Source organism: Dehalococcoidia bacterium (assembly GCA_030648205.1).
Classification (GTDB): Bacteria; Chloroflexota; Dehalococcoidia; order JAUSIH01; family JAUSIH01; genus JAUSIH01.
This window is the reverse complement of record JAUSIH010000062.1, coordinates 1-10485: the sequence shown is the minus strand read 5'-3', so window position 1 is coordinate 10485 and position 10485 is coordinate 1. Positions and strand designations below refer to the sequence as shown.

General features: G+C 63.4%; 9 protein-coding genes. All 9 read left to right on the top strand.

Features of this window, described 5'->3' with window-relative positions:
- Positions 1-93: 93 nt before the first annotated feature.
- The 9 genes from Q7T26_08115 to Q7T26_08075 all read left to right on the top strand — a co-directional run bounded on the left by Q7T26_08115 (position 94) and on the right by Q7T26_08075 (position 9782).
- On the top strand, positions 94-849 hold the full coding sequence (locus Q7T26_08115; GenBank protein MDO8532117.1) for an ATP-binding cassette domain-containing protein: 756 nt from the start codon (positions 94-96) through the stop codon (positions 847-849).
- The gene (locus Q7T26_08110) at positions 846-1595 is read left to right on the top strand and encodes an ABC transporter permease (protein MDO8532116.1); all 750 of its coding nucleotides are present in this window, start codon (positions 846-848) and stop codon (positions 1593-1595) included. Before Q7T26_08115 ends, Q7T26_08110 begins: the two co-directional genes overlap by 4 nt.
- Complete coding sequence (locus Q7T26_08105) at positions 1595-2317, top strand: ubiquinone/menaquinone biosynthesis methyltransferase (protein ID MDO8532115.1); 723 nt, start codon at positions 1595-1597, stop codon at positions 2315-2317. The genes Q7T26_08110 and Q7T26_08105 overlap by 1 nt, the downstream gene beginning before the upstream one ends.
- Before the next feature lie 29 nt (positions 2318-2346).
- Positions 2347-2844: a PaaI family thioesterase gene (locus tag Q7T26_08100; protein MDO8532114.1), complete on the top strand. Its 498-nt coding sequence runs from the start codon at positions 2347-2349 to the stop codon at positions 2842-2844.
- Positions 2845-3092: 248 nt separating this feature from the next.
- Positions 3093-4787, top strand: a complete 1695-nt coding sequence (locus Q7T26_08095; GenBank protein MDO8532113.1) for an acetolactate synthase large subunit — start codon at positions 3093-3095, stop codon at positions 4785-4787.
- A gap of 31 nt (positions 4788-4818) precedes the next feature.
- Positions 4819-6264 (top strand): aldehyde dehydrogenase family protein, encoded by a 1446-nt coding sequence (locus Q7T26_08090; protein ID MDO8532112.1) that lies wholly within the window; start codon positions 4819-4821, stop codon positions 6262-6264.
- A 520-nt stretch (positions 6265-6784) separates the two neighbouring features.
- Positions 6785-8134 (top strand): CmpA/NrtA family ABC transporter substrate-binding protein, encoded by a 1350-nt coding sequence (locus Q7T26_08085; GenBank protein ID MDO8532111.1) that lies wholly within the window; start codon positions 6785-6787, stop codon positions 8132-8134.
- A complete protein-coding gene (gene ntrB / locus Q7T26_08080; protein ID MDO8532110.1) occupies positions 8131-8988 on the top strand; it encodes a nitrate ABC transporter permease in 858 nt (285 codons plus the stop codon). Before Q7T26_08085 ends, ntrB begins: the two co-directional genes overlap by 4 nt.
- Positions 8988-9782: an ABC transporter ATP-binding protein gene (locus tag Q7T26_08075; GenBank protein MDO8532109.1), complete on the top strand. Its 795-nt coding sequence runs from the start codon at positions 8988-8990 to the stop codon at positions 9780-9782. The genes ntrB and Q7T26_08075 overlap by 1 nt, the downstream gene beginning before the upstream one ends.
- Positions 9783-10485 lie beyond the last annotated feature (703 nt).

Here is a 10485-nt window from a genome sequence, read left to right as displayed (position 1 = left end):
CCTCATGTCCAAGCCGGTCTCTTACACGAACATGGTGGATGACCGGTTCCTGGCGCGCTAGCCGCTGTTTCCGCGATTGCCTGAGGTCGCCACGTGATCATTGAGGTCTCCGGTCTCGTCTTCGCGTACGAGGGGAAGGCGCCTGTCTTCGATGGCTTCGACTGGCGCGTGGAGCGCGGCGAGGCCTGGGCGGTCATCGGCCCGTCCGGGTGCGGCAAGACTACGCTGCTGTACCTGCTGACGGGCCTGCGCCAGCCCCTGTCCGGGCGCGTGCTCGTGGACGGGAAGCCCCTCGTCAAGCCGCGCCGCGCCACCGGCCTCATTTTGCAGGACTACGGCCTGCTCCCGTGGGCCACCGCGGCGGAGAACGTGATGCTGGGACTGCGCATCCGCGGCATGCCCACCGAGGAGCGCAGGCAGGCCGCCGCCACGTGGCTGGCGCGGGTCGGCCTGACGGAGGTCGCCCACCACTATCCGTCGCAGCTCTCCGGCGGCCAGCGGCAGCGGGTGGCCATCGCGCGGACGCTGGCCCTCAAGCCTGACCTGCTGCTCATGGACGAACCGTTCAGCTCTCTGGACACGCTCACCCGCGAGGAGCTTGAAGCCCTTGTCATGGACCTGGCGCGTGGAACGGATATGACGACTGTCCTCGTCACGCACAACATCGAGGAGGCGGTGTTCCTGGGCCGCCGCATCCTGGTGGTGTCCCGACCCCCCATCCGCTCGGCGCTGGTGGTGGAGAACGCCCGCGCGGGCAGTCCGGGCTACCGGGGCGACCCGGCTTTCTACGCCATGTGCGGCCAGGTGCGCGGGCATGTCCAGGAACGGGGCAAGGGGGCCGGTGGATGAAGGTTACGAACGGTTCCCTGGCCATCGCTGTGGTGGGTCTCATCCTTGCCTGGGAGGCGCTGACGCTGGTGGTGGCCTCGGAGGTGCTGCCGGGGCCCGGCGAGGTCTTTCTGGCCCTGGTCGCCGCCGTCGTTAAGGGCGACCTGGTCAGGCACTTCCTGGTCAGCGCGGCCCGCGTCCTCGTCTCCGTCGCCCTTGCGGTCGCCATCGCCGCGCCGATGGGGCTGGCTGTTGGCCTGAGCCGATGGGGCAACGCCATCGCCGGTCCGCTCATCTACCTGGGGTATCCCATTCCCAAGATCGTGCTGCTGCCCATCCTGCTCATGTTTTTCGGTCTGGGCGACACGACCAAGGTGATCATGATTTCCCTCGTTCTCTTTTTCCAGGTCCTGCTGGTGGTCCGCGACGCCGCCGCCGGTATTCGCGCCGAGCTTATCCAGTCGGTCCGTTCACTGGGCGCGCGGCGGCGTCACATCCTGCGGTACGTCTATTTCCCGGCCTGTCTGCCCGCTATTCTGACCTCCCTGCGCGTCAGCACGGGCACGGCGATTGCCGTGCTGTTCTTCGTGGAGTCTTTCGGCACCTCGTCCGGCCTCGGTTACTACATCCTGGTGGAGTCGTGGGCGCGGCTAGCCTACGCCCAGATGTACGCCGGCGTGGTCGCCATGGCGCTGCTTGGTCTCGCCATCTACTTCGTGCTGGACTACCTGGAGAAGCGATGGTGCGCCTGGGTGCGGATAGGGTGATGGCGCAACTTCGGGGCGAGGAGAAGGTCCGGTACGTCGAGGCGATGTTTGCCCGCATCGCGCGGCGGTACGACGTCATGAATACGCTCATGACAGGGGGCATGCACCACGGCTGGAAGGGCCTGACCGCACGCCTGGCCGCGGAGGGACAGCAAGGGCGCGCCCTGGATATCGCGTCCGGGACCGGCGACCTGGCCTTCGCGCTGGCGCGTCAGCCGGGCATCCGCCAGGCGGTGGGCCTGGACCTGGTCTCCGAGATGGTGCGGCTCGCACAGTACAAGGCGCGGCGCGACGGCCTGTCCGTTCGGACGGCCTTTCTCGTGGGCGACGCTCTGGACTTGCCCTTCCCCGCGGGCGCCTTCGTCTGCGTGACGTCCGGCTTCAGCCTGCGCAACGTGGCCGACTACCGCCGCATGTTCGCCGAGACGCACCGGGTGCTGGCGCCCTGCGGGCGCATCGCCCTGCTGGAGACGACGCCGTTGCCGCCGCGAGGACTGCGGCCCGCGCTCATCCGCTTCTATCAGCGGCGGGTCATCCCACTCATGGGCGCCATCTTCGCGCGCGACCGGGAGGCGTACACGTACCTGCCCACGACATCGGAGGCGTTCGCGCCTCCCGCCTCGGTCGCCGCCGCTCTGCGAGAGGCGGGCTTCGGGGACGTGCGCTGGCGGCTGGCGGGCTTCGGCACAGTCGCCATCCACACAGGAGTGAAGCCAGCCTGACGGCCATCTCTCGTCGAGGAGTTGTACGTATGCCTGAGTCCGCTCCCCGGCCATCGCCCGCGCTGAACGACAGGACCGACTACCAGCGGTGCTTTGCCTGCGGGCAGAGGAACGCGCAGGGGCTCAAGCTCAAGTTCCGGCGCGAAGGCGCGAAGGTCGTCTCCGAATTCGTCCCGCAACCGGATCTCCAGGGCTATCCGGGGCTGCTCCACGGCGGCGTGCTCTTCGCCGCGTTGGACGAGACGATGGGTCGCGTTCCGATGCTGGAGCGGCAGTGGATGGTGACCGCGAAGGTGGTGTTCCGCCATCGCAAGCCGGTGCACATCGGCGACAGGCTCCGCATCGAGGCGGAGCTGCTGCGACGGCGCGAGCGGACAATGGAGGTCAGGGCGCGGGCGCTGCTCCCCGACGGCAGCGTGGCCGCGGAGGCGGAGGGCCTGCTGGCCCGCATTCCGGACGACGTGTGGCGCGATGTGAGCGCGGTCAGCCCCAGCTTCAAGGGCTTCTTCGACGCGGAGGACGTGTAACGCCCTGTCAGGAACCTCAATTCCTGTCATTCCGAGTCCTTTTCGCGGAAGGACGAGGAGCCTCCCCTGGTGGGATGTGGGCTGAGAGCGGGTCGAGGGAAAATCCTCGCGGAGTTTACCCTGAGCGATGACGCCGACGTCTGCTCGCGTTCGCCGTACTTGCCGGACGGGTTCCCGCGGGGATACACTGGGAGTGGAGTCCCCGTGCGGAACGGCAGACCCGCAGATATGCCGAAGCAGGAGGCGCCATGCACGCGGCCGAGCTTCTCATCAGGTGTCTGGAGGCCGAGGGCGTCCGGTTCGTCTTCGGCGTCCCCGGCGAGGAGATCCTTGACGTCATAGACGGCCTCCGGAACTCCTCTATCCGCTTCATCGTCACGCGCCACGAGCAGGGCGCCGCCTTCATGGCCGACGCGTATGGCCGCCTCACCGGCCATGCGGGCGTGTGCCTGGCCACCTTGGGGCCGGGCGCCACAAACCTGACGACGGGCATCGCGGACGCCACCCTGGACTTCGCGCCGCTCGTGGCCATCACCGGCCAGACCAGCCTGGACCGCGTCCACAAGGAATCCCATCAGTTCGTGGACGTGGTCGGCATTTTCGAGAAGATCACCAAGTGGAACATCCGTGTCGTTCAGCCTGAGGTTATCCCCGAGGTGGTCCGGAAGGCCTTCATGCTCGCCCAGCAGGAGAAGCCCGGCGCCTGCCACATTGAGCTGACCACGGACGTGCAGCGGGCGGAGACACAGGCCGACGTCACGCCGCTCATGACGCGCCCCGCCCGTCGTTCATCGCCGGACAAGCTTGCGCTTGAGCGCGCCGCCAAGCTCATCGGAGAGGCGCGGTCGCCCCTAATCCTGGCGGGGTCCAGCGCGGTGCGCCGCCCCGAGGCTGCCGTGGAGCTGCGTCGCTTCGCCAAAAACTCCGGCATCCCCGTCACTCACACGTTCATGGGCAAAGGGGCCATGCCCGACCATGACCCTCTGTCCCTCATGCCGCTTGGGATGCCCGGCGGCAACGACCTCTGCACCAGCGGCATGTGTCATGCGGACGTGGTCATCGCCGTGGGGTATGACCAGGTGGAGTACCCCCCGGAGCGGTGGAACCACGACCGCTCCAAGCACATCGCGCATATTGACTATATGCCCTCTGAGGTTGACCGCTTCTACCGTACAGACGTGGAGGTTGTGGCGGATATCCGGGAGACGCTGGAGGAATTGGGCGGCCTACTGCGGTACAAGGTGTCAGAGGAGGAGGCGGAGTGTGTCCGCGCCCTCTCTGCCGCCGCCGCAGCCGAACGCCGGGGCCACGCGGATGACACGTCCGTTCCCATGAAGCCCCAGCAGGTCATTCGCGAGATACGCCAGGCCCTGGGCGAGGAGGACATCCTGGTAAGCGACGTGGGCGCGCACAAGATGTGGATTGCCCGCTACTACCCGGCGTACATGCCTGGCACCGTGCTTCTGAGCAATGGCTACTCGGCGATGGGATTCGGCCTGCCTGCGGCCATCGCGGCCAAGCTGACGTTCCCCGAGCGCAAAGTCGTGGCCGCGGTGGGCGACGGCGGGTTCCTGATGACGCTGATGGAGATGGAGACGGCGGTGCGCCTGGGTCTGCCCGTCACCGTTGTCGTCTGGGTGGACCGCAGCTACGGCCTCATCAAGTGGAAGCAGGAGGCCGAGGGCAGGACGGTCTTCGGGGTGGACTTCGGTAATCCGGACTGGGTCAAGCTGGCCGAGTCCTTCGGGGCAAAGGGGTATCTGGTGGAGCAGCCCGGCGACCTGCACAGGATGCTGGAAGCGGCGCTGGGTTCCACCCAGTCGAGCGTTATCGCCGTGCCGGTGGACGCGGAGGAAAACATGCGGCTCACCCGGCGCCTGGCGGAGATGCCGTGCCCCGTAGGCGACCGCTGCCAGAAGCACAAGGCGACGGTCCGCACTTAATCAAGGCAATCGCATGGGTGGAGGTGGGACTATGACTTCCAGGATTGCGGCCTCTTTCGTCCGGACTCAGTTGCTCATTAACGGCAGGCTGGTCCCGGGGAAAGGGGAGACGTACGAGCACCGCAATCCCTATAACGACGAGGTGCTGACTGTTGTAGCCCAGGCCGACGCGCAGCAGATGACGGAGGCGATTGAATCCGCCGCCGCCGCCTTCGCGTCCTACCGCAAGACGCCCGCGCACCAGCGGGCGGAGATATTGCTTCGCATCAGCAAGGGCATCGAGGCGTGCGGCGAGGACCTGGCCCGCAGCATCGCGCGGGAGGTGGGCAAGCCGCTCAAGCAGGCCCGCGGCGAGGTGGCCCGCAGCGTGACCACGTTCCGTCAGGCGTCGGAGGAGGCCGGCCATCTTTGGGGCGAGGCGCTCACCATGGACGCCGTGCCCAACGGACGGGGGCGGCACGGGTTCTACATCCGTCAGCCCATCGGTGTCGTGGCGGCCATCGCGCCCTTCAACTTCCCGCTTAACCTCGCGGCGCACAAGATCGCTCCGGCGCTGGCCGTCGGCAACACGGTCGTCTGGAAGCCGCCGCCGCAAGGTCCCCTGACCGCCCTCCTGACAGGGGAGGTCTTCCGCGAGGCGAGAGTGCCGGACGGCGTGGTGAACATTGTCCCGGCGCCGCCCGCCGTCTCCGAGGCGCTGGTCACGCACCCGAAGGTCGCTATGGTCAGCTTCACCGGCAGCGTGGGCGTTGGATTGTCCATTCGGGACAAGGCGGGGATGAAGAAGCTCATCCTGGAGCTTGGCTCCAACTCGGCGAACCTCGTGTCGGCCAGCGCCGACCTGGAGGCCGCCGCGCAGGCGTGCGCGGTGGGTGGCTTCGCGTACGCGGGGCAGATCTGCATCTCTGTGCAGCGCATGTACGTGCAGCGTTCCGTGTGGGACCGCTTCGTGCCCATCTTCCTGGACGGGGTCAGGGCGCTGAAGGTGGGCGACCCCCAGGACCCGGCGACGGACGTGGGCCCGATGATTGACGAGAAGAACGCGCGGCGGAGCGAAGAGTGGATTCAGGAGGCGGTTCAGGGCGGCGCCCGGCTGCTCCTGGGCGGCAAGCGGCGCGGAAAGTTCGTGGAGCCGGCGGTGCTCACGAACGTGGACCATGAGGCGAAGGTCTGCCGCGAGGAGGCGTTCGCGCCGCTGGTGGTGCTGGAACCGTTCGACGAGTGGCGTCAGGCCATCGCCCTGGCGAACGAGTCCAAGTATGGCCTCAACGCGGGCGTCTTCACCAACGACATCCGGGAGGCCTTCCAGGCTATCGAGGAACTGGAGGTCGGCTCCGTCATCATCAATGACAGCTCGGCTTATCGCGCCGACCACATGCCGTACGGCGGCATCAAGCTGAGCGGGCAGGGCCGCGAGGGTGTGCGCTTCGCCATGGAGGCGATGACGGAGATCAAGTTCGCGGCGTTCGCGGTGTAGGGCGGCGTGCTATCATTCCGAGTCCTTTTACGGAAAGACTCAGGTGACATGTGTTCTTATGTCATTCTGGGAGAAACCCGTGGCACCTGCAACGGTTCTCCTTGCTTTTGGTTGGTCGGATCGTCTCCTAGTCTCTCGGTAGAGCTGCACACTAGTACTTAGCTGCGAAAGTTCCGTGACGAATGTCCAGCTTTGACGCAGCTTTGAACGGACGCCATAACTTTTCCGCAGGTAGGTACTAGTCCTGGTCTCCGCCAGCGTCTAGCCCCGTCTCGCTCGCGTCCCCGACCCACGCTGCGGCGACAGGCTTCACGCGCCCTTTACACAATCGTTACCGGACAGTAACCGTTGCGTAATTCGTCGGCAACTTGCCTCGTCTAATCTGACTATATCTTGTCATGAACGGGCATGGTTCTGAGATGCGGCCTGTCCAAGCACAGGCGCGGCGCTTCGGAGAGCGATCCGAGCAATCCGGCACATCCCCCATGTCGGTTTTGGGAACTTTCGGATAGGAGGCTCTATGGAGACTCATAAAGTTACCTTGAGCGGTCTTGTTGCGCGGCGAACCGCCGCCCGTCGTCCAGGCTTCGCGAGAAATGTCTTCGTCTCTATCCTGACCGTGCTCATGGCGATCACGGTCGCCGCATGCGACGCTGCCCCGGCGGCGCCCGCTCCAGCCAAGCCTGAAGCGCCGGCCTCCGCTGCCGCCGCGCCGCAGACTGGCAGCGGAGAAAAGATCAAGGTTGGCTTCATTTCGCTGACGGACAACGCGTCCGTCGTGATCACGCTGGAGAAGGGGTTTTTCAAGAAGTACGGCCTTAACGTGGACCTGATCAAGCAGGCCTCTTGGGCGAGCACGCGCGACAGCCTGTTGAGCGGCGACATTCAGGCCGCCCACATGCTCTTCGGCATGCCCTTCTCCGTTTACAACGGAATCGGCGGCCCGGCAGGCAAGGAAATATACATAGCGATGATGCTCAATAACAACGGCCAGGCGACGACTCTCTCAATTGAGGGCTTCGGCGGGAAGGTCGGCTACGGCGATCTCTCCAAAGTGAAGGCTGCGGTAGATGAACTCAAGGCCAAGAAGAAAGAGGTCACGTTTGCCATGACCTTCCCGGGCGGTACCCACGATATGTGGCTCCGCTACTGGCTGGCAGCGGCAGGCGTTGACCAGAAGGGCGTCAAGATCATCACCATCCCACCTCCACAGATGGTGGCGAACATGAAAGTCGGAAACATGGACGGCTTCAACGTTGGAGAGCCGTGGGGCGGAGTCGCCGTGAAGGAAGGCATAGGCTTCACAACAATCGCAACGCAGGACATCTGGAAGAACCACCCCGAGAAAGCGCTCGGCGTGAACGCGGATTTCGCCAAGGCGCGCCGCGGTGACCTGAAGCTTATGATGAAAGCTATACTTGAGGCTTCACAATACATAGAAGATCCGAAGAACACGGCGGAAGTCGCGCGAATCATCGGCCAGCAGTCCTACGTGAACGCCAGCGCGGACGTCATTGACGCGCGGCTCAAGGGAGACTACGACTTGGGCGGCACGTTGGGGAAGCGCCAGTTCACTGACGACTCCATGCGCTTCTATAACAACGGATTCGTCAACATGCCGCGGCGCGGCCACGCCGTCTGGTTCATGGCTCAGTACGTGCGCTTCGGCTATTTGAAGGAGCTGCCGGACACGAAGGCAATAGCGGACAGACTCATCCTGTCAGACCTTTATCGAGAGGTTGCTCAGGAGATGAACATACCCATACCGGATGACGACATGAAACCGTTTACGATAACACTTGATAACGCCTATTTTGACCCGGCCAACCCTGCAGCCTACCTGAAGACCGTGGGAGGTCCTCTGAAATGACCACTCTCGCAGATACTCCGATGACCGCGGTCCGCAGGCCCTCACCGCTTGTGGTCATAACGAAGAATATGCGGATTAACCCGCCACTGTGGGTTGTCACCGCTTTATCCATGATTGGGTCCGCGGTGGCGCTCGCCGGCGTATGGGCACTCATCTCCCTTCTTGCCAAGGACCTGCCCGGCCCCATTGCCACGCTGAAGGTGTTCTGGGAGATGATCATCAACCCGCTGTATGACAACGGCCCGAACGACAAGGGTATCGGGCTTCAGTTGTTCGCCTCACTGCAGCGTGTTCTCATAGGGTTCGCGCTGGGATCGGCAGTGGCCATACCTCTGGGCATTCTGATTGGGTCCAACCCGTTCGCTCGCAGGATCATGGACCCCATTGTCCAAATCCTGCGGCCTATTTCTCCGCTCGCCTGGTTTCCAGTCGGCCTCGCCATTCTGCACTCAGCCAACAACGCGACATTGTTTATCGTCTTTATAACGTCGCTCTGGCCCACGGTCATCAACACCGCGTTTGGCGTGAGCAGCGTGCCTCAGACGCACAAGGACGTGGCGCGCGTCTTCAAGTTCTCCAGATGGAAGTACCTGACCCGTGTGCTGCTGCCGTACAGCATGCCGCACATCTTCACCGGTCTGCGGCTAAGCATGGGAATTGCCTGGTTAGTGATTGTCGCGGGGGAGATGCTCTCCGGCGGGACGGGTATTGGCTTCTTCATATGGGACAGTTGGAACGCCCTCAATCTGCAGAGGGTAATCTCAGCCATCCTGCTAATAGGCATCGTCGGCCTCGCGCTTGATCGTGTGTTCCAGTTCCTGGTGAAACGGTTCTCCTACGGGGAGGTGGCCTGATGGAACCGTACCTGCGCATTCAAAGCGTATCAAAATCGTTCTCAGTGGGCCGCTCTACATACACGGCCCTCTCGGACGTGAACCTGGACATTCAGCGCGGCGAGTTCGTGAGCATCATCGGCCACTCCGGATGCGGTAAATCCACGCTGCTCAACATGATCGCGGGGTTGGACTTCCCGACCACTGGTTCGCTCATGCTGGAAGGCCAGCCGATCAACGGCCCCGGCCCTGACCGTGGCATGGTCTTCCAGAACCACGCGCTGCTGCCGTGGATGACCGTTCGGGAGAACGTGTATGAGGCGATCGACGCCGTATTCCCGCGCGAGCCGAAGGCTGAAAAGGAAGACCGGACCGAGTTTATTCTGCGAAAAGTCGGTCTCAGCGAACACCAGAAGAAAAGGCCCGCTCAGATTTCAGGTGGCATGAAGCAACGCACCGCCATCGCGCGAGCGTTCGCGGTGCAGCCGAAGATACTGCTTCTGGACGAGCCGTTCGGATCTCTGGACGCGCTCACGCGCTCCGCCCTTCAGGACGAGCTGGTCAAGCTGTGGAGCTTTGACAGGGCGTCGGAGACAGTCGTCATGGTCACGCACGACATAGACGAGGCTATTTTCCTCTCCGACCGCATAGCCGTCATGAGCAACGGCCCGCGCGCGACGATCAGCGCAGTCGTCATGGTGAACATGTTTCGTCCCCGTGATAAGCGCGCCATGGTCCACATGCCCGAGTACGCCGAACTGAAGGACGGCCTTCTGTATCTTCTGGGACACACGACCGCCGCGGCGACAGCTTAATCGAAGAGAGCCTTCGTCATGGCGAAGGCTCCCCAATCGGCGAGGCGCAGTCCCATGCGTCACCGTGATCAACGAGTACGGCTGCCTATCGAGATTGGCGCTCTGGCTGAGTCCAGAATCCAACGTAATGCAACAGGAATCCGAGATACCTAAATCAAGATGTCCAACATCTGGCGGCCTCACTACGGGGGTCAGACTTTCCCTGATGACCAGCCAACATCCATTTGAAACGACATCTTTGTCAGCGCAAGGACCGTCTCCGCGTGGCGGCGCTAAGGAGATTTCTCACTGCGCTTGGAATGGCAACGAAGGGTCGTCTGTCATTCCGAGTCCTTTTCGCGGAAGGACGAGGAATCTCCCTGTGTTCAGTACAGGTGTAGCCCCTGAGGGTTCCGTTCCGTTTTGATTAGGGCAAAGGTTGGGCCAGACACCAATCTTCAGCAGCATCAACTCAAATGAAACGGAACCCGAATTCCAATATCATGGTATACTAAATCGAATGGTCTATACTGTCAGCCCGGTTTCACAGCTTGGTCCTGCGCAGGATCCTCCGCGTTTCCTGTTCACCCACTCTCAAGACTCGCGCTGACTGGCTAGTCATATTTTCCCAATGGTAAGGAGTCAGCGCGGCATGTTAGCAACTCAGGCAGGCACATTTTCCGATTTTCGTCTCAATCCCGCAACGCGATCGGTGGTGGCGGGA